This is a genomic window from Serratia sp. YC16, assembly GCF_009707615.1.
GTDB classification, from domain to species: domain Bacteria; phylum Pseudomonadota; class Gammaproteobacteria; order Enterobacterales; family Enterobacteriaceae; genus Serratia; species Serratia surfactantfaciens.
The window spans coordinates 1-24,912 of sequence record NZ_WLYN01000005.1 but is presented as its reverse complement, the minus strand read 5'-3'; the positions used below and the strand labels follow the sequence as shown (position 1 = coordinate 24,912).

Annotated in this window: 24 protein-coding genes; 20 read left to right on the top strand and 4 right to left on the bottom strand. The window is 59.8% G+C overall.

The annotated features are described in order from the left end of the window. Positions 1-14: 14 nt before the first annotated feature. Positions 15-842 (bottom strand): dienelactone hydrolase family protein, encoded by an 828-nt coding sequence (locus GKN89_RS16020; protein ID WP_074055613.1) that lies wholly within the window; start codon positions 840-842, stop codon positions 15-17. Between the two features lie 487 nt (positions 843-1,329). On the opposite strand from GKN89_RS16020, the gene udp reads away from it, so the two are divergent. From udp to hemB, 12 genes are all read left to right on the top strand, one after another. After that, entirely contained in the window at positions 1,330-2,091 is a 762-nt protein-coding gene (gene udp / locus GKN89_RS16015) for a uridine phosphorylase (protein WP_004934432.1), read from the top strand. A 129-nt stretch (positions 2,092-2,220) separates the two neighbouring features. Next, positions 2,221-3,003 carry a tyrosine-protein phosphatase gene (locus GKN89_RS16010; RefSeq protein ID WP_154747351.1) on the top strand — a complete coding sequence of 261 codons (783 nt, stop codon included), beginning with the start codon at positions 2,221-2,223 and terminating at the stop codon, positions 3,001-3,003. A 79-nt stretch (positions 3,004-3,082) separates the two neighbouring features. Then, on the top strand, positions 3,083-3,613 hold the full coding sequence (locus GKN89_RS16005) for a DedA family protein (RefSeq protein ID WP_154747350.1): 531 nt from the start codon (positions 3,083-3,085) through the stop codon (positions 3,611-3,613). Positions 3,614-3,753: 140 nt separating this feature from the next. Beyond that, positions 3,754-5,301: a DNA recombination protein RmuC gene (gene rmuC, locus GKN89_RS16000; RefSeq protein WP_370520217.1), complete on the top strand. Its 1,548-nt coding sequence runs from the start codon at positions 3,754-3,756 to the stop codon at positions 5,299-5,301. Positions 5,302-5,379: 78 nt separating this feature from the next. Beyond that, positions 5,380-6,135 (top strand): bifunctional demethylmenaquinone methyltransferase/2-methoxy-6-polyprenyl-1,4-benzoquinol methylase UbiE, encoded by a 756-nt coding sequence (gene ubiE / locus GKN89_RS15995; protein ID WP_004934443.1) that lies wholly within the window; start codon positions 5,380-5,382, stop codon positions 6,133-6,135. 13 nt (positions 6,136-6,148) lie between these two features. Further along, complete coding sequence (locus GKN89_RS15990; protein ID WP_019455289.1) at positions 6,149-6,757, top strand: SCP2 domain-containing protein; 609 nt, start codon at positions 6,149-6,151, stop codon at positions 6,755-6,757. Continuing rightward, a complete protein-coding gene (gene ubiB, locus GKN89_RS15985) occupies positions 6,754-8,385 on the top strand; it encodes a ubiquinone biosynthesis regulatory protein kinase UbiB (protein WP_019455288.1) in 1,632 nt (543 codons plus the stop codon). Before GKN89_RS15990 ends, ubiB begins: the two co-directional genes overlap by 4 nt. Before the next feature lie 79 nt (positions 8,386-8,464). Further along, the gene (gene tatA / locus GKN89_RS15980; protein ID WP_019455287.1) at positions 8,465-8,728 is read left to right on the top strand and encodes a Sec-independent protein translocase subunit TatA; all 264 of its coding nucleotides are present in this window, start codon (positions 8,465-8,467) and stop codon (positions 8,726-8,728) included. Positions 8,729-8,731: 3 nt separating this feature from the next. Then, complete coding sequence (tatB, locus tag GKN89_RS15975; RefSeq protein ID WP_019455286.1) at positions 8,732-9,301, top strand: Sec-independent protein translocase protein TatB; 570 nt, start codon at positions 8,732-8,734, stop codon at positions 9,299-9,301. Between the two features lie 3 nt (positions 9,302-9,304). Further along, positions 9,305-10,075, top strand: a complete 771-nt coding sequence (gene tatC, locus GKN89_RS15970; protein WP_019455285.1) for a Sec-independent protein translocase subunit TatC — start codon at positions 9,305-9,307, stop codon at positions 10,073-10,075. Between the two features lie 53 nt (positions 10,076-10,128). Further along, positions 10,129-10,911 carry a 3'-5' ssDNA/RNA exonuclease TatD gene (tatD, locus tag GKN89_RS15965; protein ID WP_154747349.1) on the top strand — a complete coding sequence of 261 codons (783 nt, stop codon included), beginning with the start codon at positions 10,129-10,131 and terminating at the stop codon, positions 10,909-10,911. A gap of 14 nt (positions 10,912-10,925) precedes the next feature. Beyond that, a complete protein-coding gene (hemB, locus tag GKN89_RS15960) occupies positions 10,926-11,948 on the top strand; it encodes a porphobilinogen synthase (protein ID WP_042783470.1) in 1,023 nt (340 codons plus the stop codon). Between the two features lie 42 nt (positions 11,949-11,990). Here hemB and rfaH read toward each other — a convergent pair whose 3' ends face one another. After that, the gene (gene rfaH / locus GKN89_RS15955; RefSeq protein ID WP_154747348.1) at positions 11,991-12,479 is read right to left on the bottom strand and encodes a transcription/translation regulatory transformer protein RfaH; all 489 of its coding nucleotides are present in this window, start codon (positions 12,477-12,479) and stop codon (positions 11,991-11,993) included. Between the two features lie 247 nt (positions 12,480-12,726). Between rfaH and pepE the strand changes: the two genes are divergently transcribed. The 3 genes from pepE (at position 12,727) to fre (ending at position 15,787) form a co-directional block, all read left to right on the top strand. Next, complete coding sequence (gene pepE, locus GKN89_RS15950) at positions 12,727-13,452, top strand: dipeptidase PepE (protein ID WP_019455281.1); 726 nt, start codon at positions 12,727-12,729, stop codon at positions 13,450-13,452. A gap of 62 nt (positions 13,453-13,514) precedes the next feature. After that, the gene (gene ubiD / locus GKN89_RS15945; RefSeq protein ID WP_043129093.1) at positions 13,515-15,035 is read left to right on the top strand and encodes a 4-hydroxy-3-polyprenylbenzoate decarboxylase; all 1,521 of its coding nucleotides are present in this window, start codon (positions 13,515-13,517) and stop codon (positions 15,033-15,035) included. Between the two features lie 50 nt (positions 15,036-15,085). After that, positions 15,086-15,787 (top strand): NAD(P)H-flavin reductase, encoded by a 702-nt coding sequence (fre, locus tag GKN89_RS15940; RefSeq protein WP_154747347.1) that lies wholly within the window; start codon positions 15,086-15,088, stop codon positions 15,785-15,787. Between the two features lie 172 nt (positions 15,788-15,959). Here fre and fadA read toward each other — a convergent pair whose 3' ends face one another. Beyond that, positions 15,960-17,123, bottom strand: a complete 1,164-nt coding sequence (gene fadA, locus GKN89_RS15935; protein WP_154747346.1) for an acetyl-CoA C-acyltransferase FadA — start codon at positions 17,121-17,123, stop codon at positions 15,960-15,962. Between the two features lie 10 nt (positions 17,124-17,133). After that, positions 17,134-19,323 (bottom strand): fatty acid oxidation complex subunit alpha FadB, encoded by a 2,190-nt coding sequence (gene fadB, locus GKN89_RS15930; protein WP_154747345.1) that lies wholly within the window; start codon positions 19,321-19,323, stop codon positions 17,134-17,136. Between the two features lie 233 nt (positions 19,324-19,556). On the opposite strand from fadB, the gene GKN89_RS15925 reads away from it, so the two are divergent. From GKN89_RS15925 to hemG, 5 genes are all read left to right on the top strand, one after another. Continuing rightward, positions 19,557-20,753 carry an MFS transporter gene (locus GKN89_RS15925; RefSeq protein WP_195934017.1) on the top strand — a complete coding sequence of 399 codons (1,197 nt, stop codon included), beginning with the start codon at positions 19,557-19,559 and terminating at the stop codon, positions 20,751-20,753. 112 nt (positions 20,754-20,865) lie between these two features. Further along, positions 20,866-22,197 carry a Xaa-Pro dipeptidase gene (pepQ, locus tag GKN89_RS15920; protein ID WP_019455276.1) on the top strand — a complete coding sequence of 444 codons (1,332 nt, stop codon included), beginning with the start codon at positions 20,866-20,868 and terminating at the stop codon, positions 22,195-22,197. Next, positions 22,197-22,811 carry an IMPACT family protein gene (locus GKN89_RS15915; RefSeq protein WP_063918300.1) on the top strand — a complete coding sequence of 205 codons (615 nt, stop codon included), beginning with the start codon at positions 22,197-22,199 and terminating at the stop codon, positions 22,809-22,811. Before pepQ ends, GKN89_RS15915 begins: the two co-directional genes overlap by 1 nt. 35 nt (positions 22,812-22,846) lie before the next feature. Beyond that, a complete protein-coding gene (gene trkH, locus GKN89_RS15910; protein ID WP_004934492.1) occupies positions 22,847-24,298 on the top strand; it encodes a Trk system potassium transporter TrkH in 1,452 nt (483 codons plus the stop codon). A 21-nt stretch (positions 24,299-24,319) separates the two neighbouring features. Continuing rightward, positions 24,320-24,853 carry a menaquinone-dependent protoporphyrinogen IX dehydrogenase gene (gene hemG, locus GKN89_RS15905; RefSeq protein ID WP_004934493.1) on the top strand — a complete coding sequence of 178 codons (534 nt, stop codon included), beginning with the start codon at positions 24,320-24,322 and terminating at the stop codon, positions 24,851-24,853. Positions 24,854-24,912 lie beyond the last annotated feature (59 nt).

Here is a 24,912-nt window from a genome sequence, read left to right as displayed (position 1 = left end):
TTATGCGGGGGAGGTTACTTGACGCCGTGCTGGGCGAACCACGCCAGCATGCGCTGCCAACCGTCCTGCGCCGCTTCGGCGTTGTAGCTGGGGCGATAGTCGGCGTTGAACGCGTGCCCGACGCCGGGGTACACCACGATTTCAGCATCAGCGTTGGCGGCGCGGATCGCCTGACGCATGGTTTCCACCGTCTCCAGCGGAATACTGCTGTCCTGCCCGCCATACAGCCCCAGCACCGGCGTCGACAGGTGCGTTGCGACATCGACTGGATGCTTCGGTGAATTCAGCGTTTTTTCACCCACCAGCTTGCCGTACCAGGCGACCGCCGCCTTCAACTGCGGGTTGTGCGCCGCATACAGCCAGGTAATGCGGCCGCCCCAGCAGAAGCCGGTGATCGCCAGCTTGCCGGCGTCGCCGCCGTGGCGGATGGCCCAGTGCGCGGCGTGGTCCAGATCCGACAGCACCTGGCGATCCGGCACCTTGGTCACCAGTTGCTGGAACAACTCGCCGATATCGGTGTAGTTATTGGCGTCGCCCTGGCGGAAATAGAGCTCGGGCGCGATCGCCAGATAGCCCTGTTTCGCCAGGCGGCGGCACAGATCCTGAATATGTTCATGTACGCCGAAGATTTCCTGCACCACCAGCACGATGGGGAAGGGGCCGTTATGGTCGGCGGGTTTGGCGACGTAGGCCGGCAGCGCGTCTCCCTGAGAAGGGATGGTCGTTTGCCCGGCGTGAATGCCCTGTTCATCGGTGATAATCGCGGAGGCGGCCAACGGCGCGGCGGCCGGGGCGAATCCCCCCTGAGCCTGTTCTAATGTCATCACATGTTCGGTTTTCATTGCGGTCTCCGTGCAATAGAAAAAAGCGCTGAGATTAACTATAGGAAAGATTACCCATTATTGGCGCTGCGTGGAGCACTTTCGGACAAGTCGATAAAAAACGGCTAATTATCTGGCTTTACGGCATTTTTAGGCGCTTTTTATCATGTTATTGCGGGTTTTGGCCCACGTAATTGCCATAAGGTGCGTTAGATGGCTTTTTTGTCCCTAAGCAGCCGATAAGATAGGGTTATTTCTGGTTGTTGAGCTAAATAGTTTCAACCGGCAACCAACGGGGAGAGGCGGTAAGCTTTGTCGGCTAGACTGAGGTTCAGCAAGAGAGTGCTGGCGGCGCTGCTTCGTTATTTTGTGATAAAAATCACAAAAAATATGTAGCATGTAATTTGTTTCTCTTTTCATAGTGACTGTCGTCACGAAAATGGGCGACGATTTTCAGTAGAGTGCTTTTTTGTTCCTCCCAATAAACATGATCCATGAGGAGTCTCGTATGTCTCAGTCTGACGTTTTTCATCTCGGCCTCACCAAGAACGATTTACAAGGGGCCCAGCTTGCCATCGTGCCGGGCGATCCGCAGCGCGTAGAGAAGATTGCCAAGCTGATGGAAAATCCGGTGCATCTGGCCTCCCATCGTGAATTCACCACCTGGCGCGCGGAGCTGGACGGCAAGGCGGTGATCGTCTGCTCCACCGGCATCGGCGGCCCGTCTACCTCTATCGCGGTGGAGGAGCTGGCGCAGTTGGGCATCCGCACCTTCCTGCGCATCGGCACCACCGGCGCCATTCAGGCGAACATCAACGTCGGTGACGTGCTGGTCACCACGGCGGCGGTACGCCTCGACGGCGCCAGCCTGCACTTTGCGCCGATGGAGTTCCCGGCGGTCGCGGACTTCGCCTGCACCACCGCGCTGGTGGAAGCGGCCAAAGCCAGCGGCGCGACCACCCACATTGGCGTAACCGCCTCTTCCGATACTTTCTACCCGGGCCAGGAACGTTACGATACCTACTCCGGCCGCGTGGTCAGCCGTTTCAAAGGCTCGATGGAAGAGTGGCAGGCGATGGGCGTGATGAACTATGAAATGGAATCCGCCACGCTGCTGACCATGTGCGCCAGCCAGGGCCTGCGCGCCGGCATGGTGGCCGGGGTGATCGTCAACCGCACCCAGCAAGAGATCCCGAACGCCGAGACCATGAAAAACACCGAAAGCAAAGCGGTGCAGATCGTGGTGGACGCCGCTCGTCGCCTGCTGTAATCGCCTTCCCTGAACGGGCCGCCGACGCGGCCCGTTTTTCCATTCGCGACGAATCTGTTACGGTGATACTCCTCAGCGCTGCGCCGATGGCCGCCGCGCGTTGTCAGAACAACAACAACGAGGACGTTTATGACCGCCCAGATCCTGCTTCATCCTTCGCTTGCGCCGCTCGACGGTGGCATCAATTTCCGTGACTTCGGCGGCAACGGCGTGGCCGATGGGCGCCGCATAAAGCGCGGCCTGCTGTTTCGCTCCGGTTCCCTCGAGCGGCTGACGGAAAACGACTGCGCCTTTCTCGCCGGTGTGCCGGTGCGTTCGGTGCTGGACTATCGCGATGCCGACGAAGTGCAGGCCAAGCCGGATATTCTGTGGAATGGTGCCGACTATCATCACGTGCCGGCCAACCCGCTGAGCAGCGAAGTCAACGCCAACCTGGAGAAGCTCACCAACGAAACGCTGGCCGCTTTCGACGCCCGCGCGTTCATGCTGGAACTGTATCGCCGCCTGCCGTTCGGCAATGTGGCCTATCAGCGGCTGGCGCAGCTGCTGAGCAATCCTGGCGGTGGCGCCATCGTGCAGCATTGCGCGGTCGGCAAGGATCGCACCGGTGTCGGCTCGGCGCTGGTGCTGTTCGCGCTGGGTGCCGACGAAGCGACCGTGCTGGAAGACTATCTGCTGACCGAAACCACGCTGGCCGCTTTCCGCGAGCAGATGCTGGATCAGCTGTCTATCAAGCTGAATGCGGCGGCGCTGGAGCAATTCGCCTACGTGCTCAGCGCGCGTGAGGAGTTCCTGATGACCGCGCTGGGTTGCATCCGTCAGCAATACGGCTCCACCGACCGCTGGCTGGAGGCGGAATACGGTCTGGGCGCGGCACAGCGCGAAGCGCTGCAGGCGTTCTACCTCGAGTAAATCGCTGCGTGTTTAACCGGGGTTTAACTCGCCCCGGCCTATCCTAAGCGGTGAATTATCGCGTATCAGGAGCCCCGCATTGAGCCTCAATGACGTTATCAACTGGGTCAGCGACGTCGTGCGTCAGCACGAAGGCTGGGCCATTCCCATCATCTTTTTCCTGGCGTTCGGCGAGTCGTTGGCGTTTTTGTCGCTGCTGTTGCCGGCCACGGTGATCCTGCTGGCGCTGGGTGCGCTGATCGGCGAAAGCGGCATCGCCTTTTGGCCGATTTGGGCCGCCGCCGCCGTCGGGGCGTTTTTCGGTGACTGGCTCTCTTACTGGATCGGCTACCACTATCAGGATCGCGTGGCCCATATGTGGCCGCTGTCGCGCAATCCGCAGTTGCTGGCGCGCGGCCACGCGTTCTTTGAACGCTGGGGCGTGCTGGGCATTTTCATCGGCCGCTTCTTCGGCCCGCTGCGCGCCGTGGTGCCGCTGGTGGGCGGCATTTGCGGCATGCCGCAGCGCTACTTCCAACTGGCCAACGTCACGTCGGCGATGATCTGGGCGTTCGGTATTCTGGCGCCGGGGGCATTCGGCATCAAGTGGCTCAGCCAGTGGCTGAGTTGATTTCTCGCTAAATTGCGCAGCACCGCGCAATATTGTGCGTGGCTGGCAAAATCAGGCTGGACATCCATACAGCCTCCCCTTAACGTGACGGGCAATGGGCGTGCAAAACGCCGCAACGGCAAGGTGCAACAGGAGGCAGGGTGGATACCAGTCTGATTTATGGGATTGGCGGCGTAGTGATCGGCATGCTGTTGGGGTGGCTGATCGCCAGTCTGCGGGTGCAGCAGACGCATGCGCAACATGAAACCGAGTTGCGGTTGCTGGAGCAAGCGTTGCAGCAGGCGCAGCAGGAAACGGCGGCGCGGCAGGAAACGCTGCAGCGCCACGAGCAACAGCTGCGCCAGAGCGAGCTGGAGCTGCGCAATCTGCACAGCCAACTGGCGGCCGGGCATGAGAAGCTGCAACAGCTCAACCATTGGCGCAACGAATGCGAACTGCTCAATCAGGAGCTGCGTGCCCAGCGCGAGGTCAATAGCGCGCAGGAAGCCGAACTGCGCGAAGTCACCATCCGTCTGGAAGAGACGCGCATGGCGGCGGAAGAGAAGCAACGCATGCTTATCAACAGCGAACAGCGGCTCACCACCCAGTTTGAAAATCTCGCCAACCGCATTTTTGAACACAGCGGCCGCAAGGTTGACGAGCAAAATAAGCAAAGTCTGGATCGTTTACTGTTGCCGCTGCGCGAGCAGCTGGACGGTTTCCGCCGTCAGGTGCAAGACAGCTTTGGCCAGGAGGCGCGGGAGCGCCACACGCTGACGCACGAGATACGCAATCTGCAGCAGCTGAACGCGCAGATGGCGCGTGAGGCTATCAACCTCACCAAGGCGCTCAAAGGCGACAACAAGACGCAGGGCAACTGGGGCGAGGTGGTACTGAGCCGGGTGCTGGAGGCCTCAGGCCTGCGCGAAGGGCACGAATATGAAACGCAGGTCAACGTGCGGGTGGATCACCAGAGCCGCATGCAGCCCGATGTCATCGTGCGTCTGCCGCAGGGCAAGGATGTAGTGATCGACGCCAAGATGTCGCTGATCGCCTACGAACGTTATTTCAACGGTGAAGACGAAGTGGAGCGCGAAGCGGCGCTGAGCGAACATATCGCTTCGCTGCGTGGCCACATCCGCATGCTGGGCCGCAAGGACTACCAGCAATTGCCGGGGCTGCGCTCGCTGGATTATGTGTTGATGTTCATTCCGGTCGAACCCGCCTTCCTGCTGGCTATCGATCGCGAGCCGGAGCTGATCAGCGAAGCGCTCAAGCACAACATCATGCTGGTCAGCCCGACCACGTTGCTGGTGGCGCTGCGCACCATCACCAATCTGTGGCGCTATGAACATCAGAGCCATAACGCCCAACGCATCGCCGATCGCGCGGCGAAACTGTATGACAAGATGCGGCTGTTCGTGGACGATATGTCCGCGCTGGGGCAGAGTCTGGACAAGGCTCAAGGCAGTTATCGTCAGGCGATGAACAAACTGAGCGAAGGCCGTGGTAATCTTATTGGCCAAATTGAAGGTTTTCGCGCGTTGGGGGTTGAGGTCAAACGGCCGATCAACCCGCTGCTGGCGCAGCAAGCCGGCGCGCAACACGATGAAGCGGAAGAGGCGAACGACGACGATGTCGCCGCGCTGCCGCAGACGAACGACGATGATGATACCGCCGGGGAACCGGGCTTCGTTTCGCACGGCTGAGGCCGTGGCGAGGTGGGGTATTCCCCGGGCTTCTGGTACACTCATCCACACAAAATTGACTGAATAGCAGGCAGGACAATGGCAGATCAATCGCAGGAAACCACCGATTTCGGTTTTCGCACCGTCGCTAGAGACGAAAAACAGGCCATGGTGGCGGACGTTTTTCATTCGGTAGCGGCAAAGTATGACGTGATGAACGACCTGATGTCGTTCGGCATTCACCGTATCTGGAAGCGTTTCACCATTGACTGCAGCGGCGTGCGCCGTGGGCAGCGCGTACTGGATCTGGCCGGCGGCACCGGCGACCTGGCCGCCAAGTTCTCCCGCATGGTGGGCGAGCAGGGGCAGGTGGTGCTGGCGGACATCAACGATTCGATGTTGAAAATGGGGCGCGAGAAGCTGCGCGATCGCGGCATTGTCGGCAACATCAACTACGTCCAGGCCAATGCGGAAGCGTTGCCGTTCCCGGACAACTACTTCGATTGCATCACTATCTCCTTTGGCCTGCGCAACGTCACCGACAAAGACAAAGCGCTGCGTTCGATGTTCCGCGTGCTGAAGCCGGGCGGCCGCCTGCTGGTGCTGGAGTTCTCCAAGCCGCTGCTGGCGCCGCTGAGCAAAGCCTACGACGCTTACTCCTTCCACGTGCTGCCGAAGATCGGCGAGCTGGTGGTGAAAGATCCGGACAGTTACCGCTACCTGGCGGAATCGATCCGCATGCACCCCGATCAGGAAACCCTGAAGGGCATGATGGGCAACGCCGGTTTTGAAAACGTCACCTATTTCAACCTGACCGGTGGGATTGTCGCCCTGCATCGCGGCTTCAAGTTCTGAGAGGGAGATGCCGATGCTGTTTACCCCTCTGCTGACCGGTGCGCTGGAAACCTCGCTGAATAATCTGCTGTTTCGCGATCGCAGCATGAAAGCCGCCCGCCAACGTTTGGCGGGCAAGGTGCTGCGTATTGAACTGGAAGAGTTGGCTTCGCCGCTGGTGCTGGTGTTCAGCGAACTGCGCGTGGATGTGCTGGGGCAGTCTGAAGACAGCGCTGATTGCACGGTGCGCAGCCGCATTCCCTCCTTGCTGAAGCTGCGCGATCGCCAGCAGTTGCCGGTGCTGATGCGCAGCGGTGAATTGACGGTGGAAGGTGATATTCAGGTGGTGCAACAGCTGGTTGGCCTGCTCGATCTGGCGGAGTGGGATCCGGCGGAGTGGCTGGCGCCCTACATCGGCGATATCGCCGCTCAGGGCATCACGCAGGCGCTGGGAAAAGGCGCCTCGTTACTCAAGACCGGATTGATGCGTCGGCAACAAGACATGGCGGAGGCGCTGACCGAAGAGTGGCGTCTGGCGCCGGGGCCGCTGGAAGTGGTGTGGTTCCATGAAGAAGTCGACGCGCTCGCCCGCAGCGCGGAAGCGCTGATTGCCCGTATGGACAAGTTGGAGGGCAAGCGATGACCCCAGGCGAACTGCGTCGTTTGTATTTTATCGTCCGCGTTTTTCTCAGCTATGGGCTGGATGAGCTGATCCCTAAAATGCGTTTGACGCTGCCGCTGCGCTTCGGCCGCCGGCTGCTGTTCTGGATGCCGAATCGGCACAAGGACAAACCGCTGGGTGAACGCCTGCGGCTGGCGCTGCAGGAGTTGGGGCCGGTCTGGATCAAGTTTGGCCAGATGATGTCGACCCGCCGCGATCTGTTTCCACCGCAGATTGCCGATCAGCTGACGCTGCTGCAGGATCGGGTGGCGCCTTTCGACGGTGCGTTGGCGCGCAAGCATATCGAGTTGGCGATGGGCGGCCCGCTGGAAACCTGGTTCGACGACTTCGAGCAGCAGCCGCTGGCTTCCGCTTCGATAGCGCAGGTGCACACCGCGCGGCTGAAAACCACCGGTCAGGAAGTGGTGCTGAAGGTGATCCGGCCGGATATCGGGCCGGTTATCAAGGCCGACGTGCGGCTGATGTACCGGCTGGCCGGCTGGGTGCCGAAGCTGCTGCCGGACGGCCGCCGCCTGCGTCCGCGCGAAGTGGTGCGCGAGTACGAGAAAACGCTGCTGGACGAATTGAACCTGCTGCGCGAAGCGGCCAACGCCATTCAGCTGCGCCGCAATTTCGACGGCAGCCCGATGCTGTATGTGCCGGAGGTCTATTCCGACTACTGCCGTGAAAGCGTATTGGTGATGGAACGCATCTATGGCATTCCGGTTTCGGACATCGCCACGCTGGAGCAACAGGGCACCAACATGAAACTGTTGGCGGAACGCGGCGTCCAGGTGTTCTTTACCCAGGTATTCCGCGACAGCTTCTTCCATGCGGACATGCATCCCGGTAATATTTTCGTCAGCTATGAACATCCGGAGGATCCCTGCTACATCGGCATCGACTGCGGCATCGTCGGTTCGCTGAACAAGGATGACAAACGTTACCTGGCAGAAAACTTCATCGCCTTCTTCAACCGCGATTACCGCAAGGTGGCGGAACTGCACGTCGATTCCGGGTGGGTGCCGCGCGACACCAATGTGGAAGACTTCGAATTCGCCATCCGCACGGTGTGCGAACCGATTTTCGAGAAGCCGCTGGCGGAGATTTCCTTCGGCAACGTGCTGCTGAACCTGTTCAACACCGCGCGCCGCTTCAATATGGAAGTGCAGCCGCAGTTGGTGTTATTGCAGAAGACCTTGCTGTATGTTGAAGGTCTGGGGCGCCAGCTCTATCCGCAGCTGGATCTGTGGACCACCGCCAAGCCGTTCCTCGAGAGCTGGCTGCGCGATCAGGTCGGCATTCCGGCGGTGGTGCGCGCGCTGAAAGAGAAAGCGCCGTTCTGGGCGGAGAAGCTGCCTGAACTGCCCGAGCTGTTTTACGACAGCCTGCAGCAACATAAACTGTTGCAACAAAGCGTTGATAAGCTGACTAATCAGATGCAGGCTCAGCGGGTTCGTCAGGGGCAGTCACGTTATTTGTTCGGCGTTGGCGCTACACTGTTGGTAAGCGGCACGCTGTTGCTGCTGGGGCAAATCGAGGTGTTTCCCGCCTGGATGATGGCCGCCGGCATCGTATGCTGGGTGATTGGCTGGAAGCGAACCACCTGATTTAATTCGTTACTCTGGTAAAGTCGGCCCTATAATGCGGGCTGGCTTTAAAAGACCCTTTAAATTAGAGGTAATTAAAATGGGCGGTATTAGTATTACGCAATTGTTGATCATCGCAGTGATCGTGGTGCTGCTGTTCGGTACCAAAAAACTGCGCACGCTGGGCTCCGATCTCGGCGCCTCGATCAAGGGCTTCAAGAAGGCGATCGGCGACGATACGCCGTCGACTACCAACACGGCTGAAAAAAGCAGCCTGGATGACGCTGACTTCTCGGCCAAGCCTATTACCGAAAAGCAGCCGGAAGTGAAACCGGAAGAGTCGAAGAACAAAGAGCAGGTATAAACCGTGTTTGACATTGGGTTTAGTGAGCTGCTGTTGGTGCTGGTGATCGGCCTGGTTGTTCTGGGGCCGGAACGGTTGCCGGTCGCGGTCAGAACGGTGTCGGGCTGGATCCGCGCGCTGCGCTCGCTGGCGGCCTCGGTGCAGCACGAACTGTCTCAAGAGCTGAAGCTGCAGGAGCTGCAGGACAGCCTGAAAAAAGCGGAACAGGCCGGCCTGCAGAACCTGACGCCGGAGCTGAAGGCGTCGATGGATGAGCTGAAAGACGCGGCGGAATCTTTGAAACGCACCTACCGGGGCGAGAAAGAAGAGCTGGCGAATACCATTCATAATCCGCAGGTCACCGATCCGGAAGCCTTGCATGACGGCGTGACGCCGGCTGAAGCGGCAACCCGCGCCAGCGCGCCCGCCGCTGCGCCAAAACCGCCAGCGGAACCTGAAGCCGTCGCGCCCGTGTCACCGGCACCGCCAGTGGCGGCGCAACCCGCTAAAGCGCCGGTGGAAACGGCGCCTGCCTCTGTCGAACCTGTTGCGGATAAAACCCCAGCGTCTCACCAACCTAGTGGCGATCGTTAATACATGGCTGTTGAAGATACCCAACCCCTTATCAGTCATCTGATAGAGCTGCGCAAGCGGCTGTTGAACTCGATTATTTGCGTGCTGGCGGTGTTCGTGGTGCTGGTGTTTTTCGCCAACGACATCTACCAGCTGGTTTCCGCGCCGCTGCTCAAGCAGCTGCCGGCCGGGGCGAGCATGATCGCCACCGACGTGGCGTCACCGTTCTTTACTCCGATCAAGCTGACCATGATCGTCTCGGTGTTCGTCTCTGCGCCGATGATCCTGTATCAGGTATGGGCATTCATCGCGCCGGCGCTGTACAAGCACGAACGCCGCCTGATGATGCCGCTGCTGGTGTCCAGCAGCCTGCTGTTTTACCTCGGTATGGCCTTCGCCTACTTCATCGTGTTCCCGCTGGCCTTCGGCTTCTTCGCCAAGACCGCGCCGATGGGGGTGACCATTGCTACCGACATCAAAAACTACCTCGACTTCGTCATGGCGCTGTTTATGGCGTTTGGCGTCGCCTTCGAAGTGCCGGTCGCTATTATTCTGCTGTGCTGGAGTGGCGTCACTTCGCCGGACGACCTGAAGAAGAAACGGCCGTATGTGCTGGTCGGCGCGTTTGTGGTCGGCATGTTGTTGACGCCGCCGGACGTGTTCTCGCAAACCCTGTTGGCGATACCGATGTATCTGCTGTTTGAAGTCGGGGTGTTCTTCGCCCGCTTCTATACCGGCAAACGTCGTCCGCAGGCGGAAGAAGAAGACGAGGGCGACGAACCCCCAGCCCCCTGAACCACATTGATTGCTAAGCCGCCCATTGGGCGGCTTTTGCTTTGGAAAAAACCATGTTTGATATCGGCGTTAATCTTACCAGTAGCCAATTCGCCAAAGACCGTCATGTGGTGGTGGAGCGCGCCCGCGCCGCAGGGGTGACCGGGATGTTGATTACCGGCACCGATCTGCCGGAGAGCCGCGAAGCCGCCGAACTGGCGCAGCAACATCCGGGCTATTGTTGGTCTACCGCCGGCGTGCATCCGCACTACGCCAGCAGTTGGGATGAACAAACCGCCGAGCAGATTTATGCCCTGGCCGCCCGCCCCGAAGTGGTGGCGGTCGGCGAATGCGGTCTGGATTTCAACCGCAATTTCTCGACGCCTGAGCAGCAGGAAGCGGCGTTCACTGCGCAGCTGGCGCTGGCGGCGGAGTTGGCGCTGCCGGTGTTTCTTCATTGCCGCGACGCACACGCACGTTTTGCCGAGCTACTGACGCCGTGGTTGGATAAACTGCCCGCGGCCGTGGTGCACTGCTTCACCGGCACCGCCGAAGAATTAGCAAGCTGCCTGTCGTTGGGCCTGTCGATCGGGATTACCGGTTGGGTCTGCGACGAGCGGCGCGGCCTGGAATTGCGCGCCCTGTTGCCGCAGATCCCGGCCGAGCGTCTGCTGCTGGAAACGGACGCCCCTTATCTGTTGCCCCGGGATTTACTGCCTAAACCCGCATCTCGCCGCAACGAACCCTGTTTCCTGCCCCACATCGTGCATCAGGTCGCCATCTGGCGGCAGGAAGAGCCGCAATGGCTGGGGCAAAAAACCGATGAGAACGCCCGCCGGCTATTCCGGCTGGTTTGAGCTAGGAGAAAACTATGAGCTATGCATTTCCGGGCACCTTCCCTGGTCGCCGTATGCGCCGCGTGCGCCGTCATGACTTCAGCCGCCGCCTGGTCGCTGAGAACCAACTGACGGTCAACGACCTGATCTATCCGGTGTTTGTCATGGAAGGCAGCAACCGCCAGGAAGAAGTGGCCTCGATGCCGGGCGTATCGCGCATGACGATCGATCTGCTGGTCAAGGAAGCGGAAACCATCGCCAAACTCGGCGTGCCGGTGATCTCCCTGTTCCCGGTGATCGAACCGGGCCTGAAATCGCTGCATGCGGAAGAAGCCTATAACCCGGAAGGGCTGGTGCAGCGCACGGTGCGCGCGCTGAAAGACGCGGTGCCTGAGCTGGGCATTCTGACCGACGTAGCGCTCGATCCCTACACGACGCACGGGCAGGACGGGGTGATCGATGAACAGGGCTACGTAATTAACGACGTGACCAAAGACATTCTGGTGCGTCAGGCGCTGTCCCATGCCGAAGCGGGCGCGGAAATCGTGGCGCCGAGCGACATGATGGACGGCCGCATCGGGGCGATCCGCGATCGTCTGGAGCTGCAGGGCCTGGTGAACACTCAGATCATGGCCTACTCCGCCAAGTACGCTTCCTGTTACTACGGCCCGTTCCGCGATGCGCTGGGCTCCAGCGGCAATCTGAAGGGCGGCAACAAGAAGACCTATCAGATGGATCCGGCCAACAGCGACGAAGCGCTGCAGGAGATTGCACAGGATCTGCAGGAAGGTGCGGACATGGTGATGGTGAAGCCGGGCATGCCGTACCTGGACGTGGTGCGTCGCGTGAAGGATACCTTCGGCGTGCCGACCTTCGCTTATCAGGTGTCCGGTGAGTACGCCATGCACATGGCGGCGATTCAGAACGGCTGGCTGCAGGAGCAGCCGGCGGTGATGGAGTCGTTGATGTGCTTCAAACGCGCCGGTGCCGACGGTGTGCTGACTTACTTCGCCAAGCGTGTCGCCCAGTGGCTGCATGAAGAAGCGCTGCGCCGCTAAGCGCGAAACCGTAAAAAAGGCGCCTGAGGGCGCCTTTTTACATTACATTTTCTGGAATTGCCGATTGTCGATGCTTTGACTGACCTGTTTGTTGATCAGGTTCAGCAGCAGCATGGAGCGCGCCTCGCCGTCCGGCTCGGTGTAGATCGCCTGCAATCCTTCGAACACGCCGTCGACGATCAGGACGGTATCCCCAGGCTGCGGGGTTTCCGGATCGACATAGGCTTCGCTGGCGTGGGTGCGCAGCTCCTCGATCACCTTGCTCGGGATGACGCTCGGCAGCGCGCCGAAACGCACGAAGTGGCTGACGCCGCGGGTGGCACTGATGGTGGTGGTGTGAATGCGCTCCGGGTCGAACTCCACAAACAGATAGTTGGGAAACAGGGGTTCGCTGACCGCAATGCGTTTGCCACGCACGATTTTTTCCAGCGTGATGATCGGGCTGAGGCAGTTTACCTGCTGCCGTTCCAGATGTTCCTGCGCCCGCAACAGCTGACCGCGTTTGCAATAAAGTAGATACCAGGATTCCATAATTTCACATGCCTTTCTGCCAGCCGGTAAGCATATCAAAAGCTATTCCGGATACATAGTGATGCAAGTTTCAGCATGTAACATCGCCTATCTCTATGAATCTACGGCTATTAGCGAAGGGTCACACACTTGTCGATACGGTGCTGGTATAACAGAGGGCTGAAAAATTTGTTACCGTCACAGTATGGCAAGGCGTTGCGCCACCGGCTGTGACGCTATTCATCGTTTTTGACCGAGGGGGAGAGAAATGGAGCTGTTTCTGTTGAGCAACGGCAAGCTGTCTGGCGAAGCCGAACTGCTGGGGTACGCCAAAAGCCAACTGCTGGCGATGATTGCGCGCCGCGGCATTAAATCCGCCGTCTTTATCCCTTACGCGCTGATCCGTTACGACTACGATCGGCGTGCGCAGGAGCTGGCGCAAACGTTGGGCATTGAAGTCACCAGCATCCACCACGCCGCTTCGCCCGCGGAGGCCATCGCGCAGGCGGAATGCATTTTGGTCAGCGGCGGCAATACCTGGTTGCTGAACCAGATGCTGCACGAGCAAGGCCTGATTGTGCCTATCCAGCGCGCGGTGCGCGAACGCGAAGTGCCTTACGTCGGCTGGAGTGCCGGTTGCAACGTGGCCACGCCGAGCATTCGCACCACCAACGATATGCCGGTGCGCTGCAGCGTGGTGCTGCCGGCGCTAGGGCTGTTCCCGGTGCAGATCAACCCGCATTACATCGATGCGCATATCAGCGGCCACATGGGCGAAACCCGTGATGAGCGCCTGGCGGAGTTCTGCGCGATCAACCCGAGCGAATCGGTAGTGGCGCTGCGTGAAGGCAGCCTGTTGCACGTTGAAGGCAACGAGCTGCGTTACTTCAGCGCCAACGGGCAAGGCTTCAAAGTGTTCCGCCACGGCGAAGAGACGCGCGAATATCAGGATACGCGCGCATTGGCCTCACTGGTGCCGTTCCACTGCCGCTGAACGCCGCCCGGCAGCGGGCGGCGTTAACAAAATTGCAGCAACAACCGTGAAGAGGGCTTATAATGCCCTCCCCACTGGCCGCTATAATGATCAGCATGAAATACCGTGACTTACGCGATTTCCTCTCGTTGCTGGAGAAGAGAGGGGAACTAAAACGCATCAGCCAGCCGATCGATCCTTACCTGGAAATGACGGAGATTGCCGATCGCACCCTGCGGGCGGGCGGCCCGGCATTGCTGTTTGAAAACCCGAAAGGGTACGACATGCCGGTGCTGTGCAACCTGTTCGGTACCGCCAATCGCGTGGCGATGGGCATGGGGCAGGAAGACATCAGCGCGCTGCGCGAAGTCGGCAAACTGCTGGCGTTCCTCAAAGAACCGGAACCGCCGAAAGGTTTCCGCGATCTGTTCGACAAAATGCCGAAGTTCAAGCAGGTGCTGAACATGCCGACCAAGGTGCTGGGTTCAGCGCCTTGTCAGGAGCAGGTATGGCAAGGCGATGATGTCGATCTCAGCCGTATTCCGGTGATGCACTGCTGGCCGGAAGACGCCGCGCCGCTGATCACCTGGGGGCTGACGGTGACCCGCGGCCCGCACAAGGAACGGCAAAACCTCGGCATCTACCGCCAGCAGGTGCTGGGCAAGAATAAAGTGATCATGCGCTGGCTGTCGCACCGCGGCGGCGCGCTGGATTACCAGGAGTGGTGCCAGGCGCATCCCGGCGAGCGTTTCCCGGTCGCCGTGGCGTTGGGCGCCGATCCCGCCACTATCCTCGGCGCGGTCACGCCGGTGCCGGATACCCTGTCTGAATACGCCTTTGCCGGGCTGCTGCGCGGCAATAAAACCGAAGTGGTCAAGTGCCTTTCCAACGATCTGGAAGTGCCCGCCAGTGCTGAAATCGTGCTGGAAGGCTATATCGAACCGGGTGAAATGGCGCCGGAAGGCCCGTACGGCGATCACACCGGCTACTACAATGAAATCGACCAGTTCCCGGTATTCACCGTCACCCACATCACCCAGCGCCGCAACGCGATCTACCACTCGACCTACACCGGCCGGCCGCCGGATGAGCCGGCGATCCTGGGCGTGGCGCTGAACGAAGTGTTCGTGCCGATCCTGCAAAAGCAGTTCCCGGAAATCGTTGATTTCTATCTGCCGCCGGAGGGATGCTCGTATCGCCTGGCGGTAGTGACCATGAAAAAACAGTACGCCGGCCACGCTAAACGCGTGATGATGGGCGTCTGGTCGTTCCTGCGGCAGTTTATGTACACCAAATTTGTTATCGTCTGTGATGATGACGTCAATGCGCGCGACTGGAACGACGTGATTTGGGCGATCACGACACGAATGGATCCGGCAAGGGATACCGTTCTGGTGGAGAATACGCCGATCGACTATCTGGACTTCGCCTCGCCGGTTTCCGGGCTGGGTTCGAAGATGGGGCTGGACGCCACCAATAAATGGCCGGGTGAAACCGATCGCGAATGGGGCCGTCCGATTCAGATGGATGAAAAGGTACGTGCGCGCGTCGACGAAATCTGGGATGAGCTCGCAATCTTCAGTGACAGGGAGCCGACGTTATAACGTCAGGCTCTGTTCTCAGCTTTGCATTGATGACCCGACAGAGGGAACGCATGACAATATTGAGCTGTAAAGTGACCTCGGTAGAGGCCATTACCGATACGGTTTATCGGGTACGTCTGGTGCCTGAACAGCCGTTTTCTTTCAAGGCAGGGCAATATCTGATGGTGGTGATGGACGAGCGCGACAAGCGTCCGTTCTCGCTGGCATCTACCCCGACGCAGCAAGATTATATCGAGCTGCATATCGGCGCTTCGGAACTGAATTTGTACGCTATGGCGGTGATGGATCGCATCCTGAAAGAGCAGGCGATCACCGTCGACATGCCGCACGGCGATGCCTGGCTGCGGGAAGAGGGCAGCCGTCCGCTGGTGCTGATCGCCGGTGGCACCGGTTTCTCTTATGCGCGTTCAATTCTGCTGGCCGCGTTGGAGCAGCAGCCCGATCGCGACATTTCTATCTACTGGGGCGGGCGTGAGCTGAAGCACCTGTACGATCTGAGCGAGCTGGAAGCGCTGTCGTTGCAGCACCCGAACCTGAAGGTGATCCCGGTGGTCGAGCAGCCGGATGCCGAATGGCGCGGCCGCAGCGGCACCGTGCTCAGCGCGGTGCTGCAGGATTTCGGGACGCTGGCGGAGCATGACATCTATATCGCCGGGCGTTTCGAGATGGCGAAAATCGCCCGCGAGCGTTTCTGCGCCGAGCGCGGCGCGCAGGAAGCGCATATGTTCGGCGACGCGTTTTCGTTTATCTGACAGAAGCGATGCACAGTGAACGGGGTGGCCGAGGGTCGCCCCGTTTTTATTTGGGCGTCGGCAAATTTCAGGCATAAAAAACCCGCCCCTGACAGGCGGGAAGAACGGCAACTAAACTTGGCGGGATGCCGCGATTTGAAGTGGTGACGCGGTCATCCCAAGATAGACACAGCTAAACGCGTTCAAAGACGGTGGCGATACCCTGGCCCAGACCGATGCACATGGTCGCCAGGCCAAACTGCGCGTCGCGACGTTCCATGTTGTTCAACAAGGTGGTCGAGATGCGAGAGCCTGAACAACCCAGCGGGTGGCCGAGCGCGATGGCGCCGCCGTTCAGGTTGATCTTGTCGTCGAGGCTGTCCATCAGCCCCAGATCCTTGATGCACGGCAGCGACTGGGCGGCGAACGCTTCGTTCAGCTCGAACAGATCGATGTCCTGCACGCTCAGACCGGCACGTTTCAGCGCCAGCTTGCTGGCCGGCACCGGGCCGTAGCCCATGATGGAAGGATCGCAGCCGACGACCGCCATCGAGCGGATACGGGCGCGGGCCTTCAAACCGAGCGCTTTGGCGCGCGATTCGCTCATCAGCAGCATGGCGGAAGCGCCGTCCGACAGGGCGGAAGAACTGCCGGCGGTGACGGTGCCGTTGACCGGATCGAACGCCGGGCGCAGGGCCGACAGGCTTTCGACGGTGGTTTCCGGGCGAATGACTTCATCGAAGTCGAAACGGGTCAGCACGCCGTCGGCGTCGTGGCCGTTGGTCGGTACGATCTCGTTTTTAAAGTAACCCGCCAGCGTCGCTGCATGCGCGCGCTGGTGGGAGCGGGCGGCGAATTCATCCTGCATCTGGCGGCTGATGTTGTGCATCTTGGCCAGCATTTCGGCGGTCAGCCCCATCATCCCGGCGGCTTTGGCCACGCTGCGGCTCAGGCCCGGATGGAAATCCATGCCGTGGTTCATCGGCACATGGCCCATGTGTTCCACACCGCCGATCAGGCTGACGTGCGCGTCGCCCACCATGATGGCGCGCGCCGCGTCATGCAGCGCCTGCATCGAAGAGCCGCACAGGCGGTTGACGGTCACCGCCGGCACGCGGTGCGGGATCTCGGCCAGCAGCGCGGCGTTGCGGGCGATGTTGAAGCCTTGCTCCAGCGTCTGCTGCACGCAGCCCCAGTAAATGTCATCGATCTCGGCGGCGTCCAGCGCCGGGTTGCGGCTCAGCACTTCGCGCATCAGGTGAGCGGAGAGATCTTCGGCGCGTACCTGGCGGAAGGCGCCACCCTTGGAGCGGCCCATCGGCGTGCGTACGGCATCAACAATAACTACGTTTTCCATCTTTATGACCTCATGCCGGTTGGCGGGTAGCGACGTCGGACAGCGGTGTCGCCACCGGGTAGTAGCTTTCATTGCGCTCGGCCTTGGCGCGCAGACCGGCCGGCACCTGATACAGAGCGCCGAGGTGTGCGTAACGCTGGGCCAGCTCAACGTAGTTGGCGGTGCCAAGCGTATCCAGGTAGCGGAACGCGCCGCCGTGGAACGGAGGGAAGCCGATGCCGTAGACCAGCGCCATATCGGCTTCCGCCGGGCTGGCGACGATCTTCTCTTCCAGGCAGCGAACCACCTCGTTGATCATCGGGATCATCATGCGCGCGATGATTTCTTCGTCGCTGATGGTCTGGCGCGGTTGGCTCACTTCGGCCAGCAGCGCATCGGTCTGTTCGTCGTTGTCCTTGCGCGGCTTGCCTTTGTTGTCCTGGCTGTAACGGTAGAAGCCCAGTTGGTTTTTCTGACCGAAGCGCTGGCTGTCGAACATCACGTCAATGGCGTCGCGGTAGTCTTTGCTCATGCGATCCGGGAAGCCGGCGGCCATCACCGCCTGCGCGTGGTGCGCGGTATCGATGCCCACGACGTCGAGCAGGTAGGCCGGGCCCATCGGCCAGCCGAACTGTTTCTCCATCACTTTATCGATCTGACGGAAGTCGGCGCCGTCGCGCAGCAGCAGGCTGAAACCGGCGAAATACGGGAACAGCACGCGGTTGACGAAGAAGCCCGGGCAGTCGTTCACCACGATCGGCGTTTTGCCCATGCGGCTGGCGTAGGCCACCACTTTGGCGATGGTGTCGTCGCTGGTCTGTTCGCCGCGGATGATCTCGACCAGCGGCATGCGGTGCACCGGGTTAAAGAAGTGCATGCCGCAGAAGTTTTGCGGGCGCTTCAGCGATTTTGCCAGGTGATTAATCGGAATGGTCGAGGTGTTCGACGCCAGAACGGTGTCTTCACCGATCAGGCCTTCCACTTCCGACAGCACGGCGGCTTTCACCTTCGGATTCTCCACCACCGCTTCGACGATCACCTGCGCGCGCTCGATGCCGGCGTAGTCCAGCGTCGGCTGAATGGTCGACAGCACCTGCGCCATTTTCAGGCCATCCAGCTTGCCGCGCTCCAGCTGCTTGTTGAGCAGCTTGGCCGCTTCGCTCATGCCCAGCGCCAGCGACTTGTCGCTGATGTCTTTCATGATCACCGGCACGCCTTTCAGCGCCGATTGGTAGGCGATGCCGCCGCCCATGATACCGGCGCCCAGCACCGCCGCCTGTTTCGGCGCATCCACATTCTTGGCCAGCTTTTTCGCCTGGCCCTTCACGAACTGGTCGTTGAGGAAGATGCCGACCAGCGCGCGCGCTTCGTTGGAACGCGCCAACGGCACGAAGCTGGCGGTTTCCAGTTTCAGTGCTTCATCGCGGCCCAGCTTGGCGGCGGCTTCAATGGTTTTCACTGCGGTCATCGGCGCCGGGTAATGTTTGCCGGCGGTCTGCAGCACCATGCCTTTGGCGGTGGTGAAGCTCATCGCCGCTTCGATCGGGCTGAGCTTCAGCGGCTCCAGCTTCGGTTGACGCGCGGCGCGCCAGTCCAGTTTGCCGTCGATCGCCTGTTGCAGCATTTTGAGCGCCGCTTCGGCCAGTTTTTCCGGCGCCACTACCGCATCGACCAGGCCGACTTTCAACGCGTCTTTGGCGCTGACGTCTTTGCCGGCGGCGATGATTTCCAGCGCGCTGTCGTTACCCAGCAGGCGCGGCAGGCGGACGGAACCGCCGAAGCCCGGCATGATGCCCAATTTGGTTTCCGGCAGGCCGATACGCGCGTCCGGTGAGGCGACGCGGAAATCGGTCGCCAGAATGCATTCGCAACCGCCGCCAAGCGCATAGCCGTTAATGGCCGAAATGGTCGGCACCGGCAAATCTTCCAGCCGGTTAAAGACGTTGTTGGCGAACACCAGCCACTCTTGCAGCTTTTCGGCCGGCGCGGCGAACAGAGAAAGGAATTCGGTGATATCGGCGCCGACGATAAACGCGGCTTTGGTGGAGCGCAGCAGCAGCCCCTTCAGCGCAGGCTGGTTTTCCAGCACGGTGAGCGCTTCGCCCAGGCTGGCGACGGTGCGGGTATCCAGCTTGTTGACCGAGCCTGGTGCATTGAACACCAGCTCGGCGATGCCGTTATCGAGCCAGTGCAGTTGTAATGTTTCGCCTTGGTAGAGCATGTCTATCTCCTGAATCAGCGTATGATCTGGTATGACCAGATGAAGAGGAGTGTGGTTTTTATGTTAATAATATGCAAATAAGAGATTGCATATTTGCTGGTCTGATCACATCTCACCAAGTTAGTGTTTTGATTTAGAACGAAGTTATATTTTATGTGCTATCGGCATTTGCTGGAGTTGGTCGGCCCTCATACACTTGCTCGCAGCGAGTGATCATTCAGACGAGGTTACGCATGAATAAGGCGGCTTGTGTCAAACGCAGCGGCTTATGGAGCATTCCCGCCAGAACCATGACGCTGGCGTGTCTGTTGGTGTTCATGGCACAAATGGCGACGACCGTGTACCTGCCTTCGCTGCCGACGGTGATGCGGGAGTTGACGATGAGCCGGCGAGCCACCGAGTTGTCCATTTCAATTTTCGTCATCGGCGCTGCGTTGCCGGTGCTGTTCTGGGGCGCGGCGGCCGATCGCTTTGGCCGTCGAGCGCCGCTGACGCTTTCCCTGTTTCTCTTCATTGGCTGCAGCGGGCTGTTGGCGCTGTGCAGCAACGGCGCCGAGCTGCTGACCCTGCGCGCTCTGCAGGGCGTCGGCGCCGGCGGTGCGGCGATCATTGCGCGTATCATCGTGCGGGATAACTGGAGCGGTGATGAGCTGGCGCGCCGTCTGTCGGTGCTCTCCATCGCTTTCATCACCGCGCTGGGCGGGGGGCAGTTTATCGGCGGCCTGCTCAGCCAATATTCGCACTGGCAGATGGGCTTCGTCTTGATGGCCGCCACCGGATTGACCGTTCTGGCGCTGATGGCGACGCTGCCGCTGGAAGCGGGGCGGGCACGTGGGCCACGTCCGGCGATGGCGGCCACCTACTTCGCCATCCTGCGGCGGCCGGGGTTCTTTTGGCCGGCTTGCGTTGGCGGGCTGGGCTTCGCCACCACGGTGACGTTGCAGGAGGTGAGCCCGTTCGTCATGCAGCAAGGTTTTGGTCTCAACGTCACGGCGTTCGGCGCGCTGGGATTGGTGATCGGCATCGCCTACTTTAGCGGCGCGTTGACGGTGAACCGCACGGTGGCGCGTGTCGGCGGGAAAAAGCTGATGCAAACCGGCAGCGGCATCGTGGCTCTGGCGACGGCAGCGATCCTGCTGTTGTGGTGGAGCGGCGTCCTGGCCGGCCTTTCCGGCATGGTGGTGTTCATCGCGCTGTATTGCCTGACTATTTTTGGCCAGGCGGTGCTGTTTCCCAACAGCATGGCGATGGCGGTCAGCGACGCCAAAGAGTACGGCGCCTATGCGATGGCGCTGTGCGGTTTTCTGCAGCAGTGTCTGGCGGGCGTCGCCGCAGCCGGCGCGGTGTTGTTGGAGCACCATGGCCTGTGGGCGCTGGCGATAGCGCTGCTCGGTCTGGCCGGCTGGCTGATGGTTAAGCTGCGGATGTAACGGCATTTGCAGGGAATTGCGAGCTGCTCCGCATGCCCAACGCGATGAGGTTGGTGCGCCGGAGCGCTGTGTTAAGATGGCTTCTTTCGTGCTAAGGCATAAGGGTATTGTGATGGAAACGCTGGCTTCTTTGTATAACGACCACCTGGCAGAGCTGCAAAAACGCGCGCGCGAAGTGCTTGAGCGCAACAAGTTGGATGCGCTGCTGATTCACTCCGGGGAACTGCAAAAGGTATTTTTGGACGACCATAGCTATCCGTTCAAAGTGAATGCGCATTTCAAAGCCTGGGTGCCGGTGACGTCGGTGCCGAACTGCTGGTTGTGGATCGACGGCGTCAATAAGCCGAAGCTGTGGTTCTACTCTCCGGTTGACTACTGGCATAGCGTAGAGCCGCTGCCGAACAGTTTCTGGACCAAATCCCTTGAATTGATGCCGCTGGCCAACGCTGACGCTATTGCGCAGCAGCTTCCGCCTCAGCGTGAGCGCGTCGGCTATATCGGTTATGCGCAACAGCGCGCCCGCGATCTCGGCATCCCTTCTGAGAACATCAATCCGAAAGCGGTGTTGAACTACCTGGATTTCCACCGTTCGATCAAAACCGGTTACGAGCTGGCCTGCATGCGCGAAGCGCAGAAGACGGCGGTAACCGGCCATCGCGCGGCACATGAGGCCTTTCTCTCCGGCATGAGCGAGTTCGACATCAACCTGGCCTACCTGACGGCGACCGGCCACCGCGATACCGACGTGCCTTACGACAACATCGTGGCGCTAAACGAACACGCTTCGGTGCTGCACTACACCAAACTGGATCACCAGCCGCCGGCCGAGTCCCTGAGTTTCCTGATCGACGCCGGTGCGGAATATAACGGCTATGCCGCCGATCTGACCCGCACCTATGCAGCGCAAAGCGGCAGCGAGTTCGCCCACCTGGTGAAAGATCTCAATAGTGAACAACTGGCGTTGATCGACACCATCAAGACCGGCGTGCGCTATACCGACTATCATGTGCAGATGCACCAGCGCATCGCCAAGCTGCTCAAGAATCACAAGCTGGTGAACGGCCTTAGCGAAGAGGCGATGGTTGAAACGGGCATCACCACGCCGTTCCTGCCGCATGGGTTGGGTCACCCGCTGGGCCTGCAGGTGCACGACGCCGCCGGCTTTATGCAGGATGAGCAAGGCACCCATCTGGCGGCGCCGTCCAAATATCCGTTCCTGCGGTGTACCCGCGTGTTGCAGCCGGGCATGGTGTTGACCATCGAACCGGGTCTGTACTTTATCGACTCTCTGTTGGCGCCGTGGCGCAGCGGTGAGTTCAAGCAGCACTTCGCCTGGGATCGCATCGATGCGCTGAAGCCGTATGGCGGCATCCGTATCGAAGACAACATCGTGATCCACGAAAAGCGCATCGAGAACATGACGCGCGATCTGAACCTGGCCTGATGCGGCCGTACCCGATACCGGCGGAAGCAACCTGCTTTACCGAAGAGATAAAGAAGAGCCGTTTTATCACCCTGCTGGCGCCGACCAGCGGGGTAGAAGCGGCAAAGGCGTTTATTCAGCAGGTACGGGATGAGCACCCGGCGGCGCGGCACCACTGCTGGGCCTTCGTCGCCGGTAGCCCCGATGACTCGCAGCAGTTGGGGTTCTCCGACGACGGCGAACCGTCGGGCACCGCCGGCAAACCGATCCTCGCGCAGCTGATGGGCAGCGGTATCGGCGAAGTGACCGCCGTGGTTGTCCGTTACTACGGCGGCGTCAAATTAGGCACCGGCGGGCTGGTGAAAGCCTATGGCAACGGCGTTCAACAGGCATTGAAGCAGTTGGCATTGGTACAAAAGGTGCCGGAAGCCGAATATATCTTGCAGTGCGACTATGCGCAGTTGGCGTTGGTGGAGAACTTGCTGCAGCAAACCGCAGGTCGGATCCTGCAGGGCGAATACGGCGCTGCCGTCGTGCTGCATCTGGCGTTGCCGGCCACCGAGGTCGATCTGTTTGGGAATAAATTGCGTGATCTCAGTCGCGGTAATTTGCAATTAACCCCCATTTCGCAATAATTCCTCCCAATTGAATTGCTAAGGATCGTGCTGAAATGCATTTTCGCGCCATAACCCGTATCGTTGGTCTGCTGGTCATCCTGTTCTCCGGGACGATGTTTATTCCCGGCCTGGTGGCATTGATTTACCGCGATGGGGCGGGGCGCGCGTTCAGCCAAACCTTCTTCGTGGCGCTGACCATCGGCCTGATGCTGTGGTGGCCGAACCGCAAACAGAAACACGAGCTGAAGCCGCGCGAAGGCTTCCTGATCGTCGTATTGTTCTGGACCGTACTGGGCAGCGTAGGGGCATTGCCGTTCCTGTTTTCGGAACGGCCCAACTTGTCGCTGACCGACGCCTTCTTTGAATCCTTCTCGGGATTGACGACTACCGGCGCGACGACGCTGGTGGGGCTGGACTCGCTGCCGAAGGCCATTCTGTTTTATCGCCAAATGCTGCAATGGATGGGCGGTATGGGGATCATCGTGTTGGCGGTAGCGATACTGCCGATACTCGGCGTCGGCGGCATGCAGCTGTATCGGGCGGAAATGCCCGGGCCGCTGAAAGATAACAAGATGCGTCCGCGCATTGCCGAAACCGCCAAAACTCTGTGGCTAATCTATGTATTGCTGACCGTGGCCTGCGCGCTGGCGCTATGGGGTGCCGGGATGTCGGTGTTCGATGCCATCGGCCACAGTTTCTCGACTATCGCCATCGGCGGTTTTTCTACCCACGACGCCAGTATCGGTTATTACGCCAGTCCGACCATCAACACCATCATCGCCGTGTTCCTGCTGATTTCCGGCTGTAACTATGGCCTGCACTTCGCTTTGCTGAGCGGCCGCAGTCTGAAGGTGTATGGGCGCGATCCTGAATTCCGCATGTTTATCTTCGTTCAGCTGACGCTGGTGGTGGTGTGTACGTTGGTGCTCTGGGGGCATGGCGTGTACAAGAGCGGTATGGAAACGCTCAATCAGGCGTTTTTCCAGGTGGTCTCGATGGCGACCACGGCCGGTTTTACGACCGACAGCATCGCCAAATGGCCGCTGTTCTTACCGATGTTGTTGCTATGTTCGGCGTTTATCGGCGGCTGCGCCGGCTCGACCGGCGGTGGCCTGAAAGTGATCCGTATTCTGCTGCTATACCTGCAGGGCTCGCGCGAGTTGAAGAGGTTGGTGCACCCCAACGCGGTCTATACCATCAAACTGGGCAACCGCGCGCTGCCGGAACGCATTCTGGAAGCGGTATGGGGATTCTTCTCCGCCTATGCACTGGTGTTTATCGTCAGCATGTTGGCGATCATTGCCACCGGTGTCGACGACTTTTCCGCGTTCGCCGCAGTGACGGCAACGCTCAATAACCTTGGCCCCGGCCTGGGGGTGGTGGCGGATAACTTCACCACGATGCCGGCGGCAGCCAAGTGGATCCTGGTGGTGACGATGCTGTTCGGGCGCCTGGAAGTGTTTACATTGCTGGTGCTGTTCACGCCAACCTTCTGGCGTGAGTGAGCCTGATATAAGGAGTACGCCATGAAGGCATTGATACTTTATTCGAGCCGTGACGGGCAAACACGTGCTATCGCTTCTTATATAGCAAGCAAGTTGCAGGACACGCTGCGCTGTGAGGTGATCGATCTGCTGCAGGCGGAACAGGTCGACCTTAGCCAGTATCAGCAGGTGATGATCGGCGCCTCCATCCGCTACGGGCACTTTAACCCGGTACTGGATAAATTCGTTAAGCGCCATGCCGAACAGCTGAATAGGATGCCGAGCGCGTTCTTCGCGGTGAACCTGACCGCGCGTAAACCGGAAAAGCGTTCGCCGCAAACCAACGCCTATACCCGCAAGTTCCTGTTGGCCTCGCCGTGGCAGCCAAAACAGTGCGCGGTGTTTGCCGGCGCATTGCGTTATCCGCGCTATCGTTGGTTCGACCGCATCATGATTCAATTTATTATGCGTATGACGGGCGGTGAAACGGATACCAGTAAGGAAGTGGAGTACACAGATTGGCAGCAGGTCGATCGTTTCGCCCAGGAATTTAGCCAGATCCAGTACGAAAAGTGACAAAAACGCGGGTTTGGCCAGCGTTTTGCCGAAAAAATCCGCGCTTGAAAAGTTTTTTG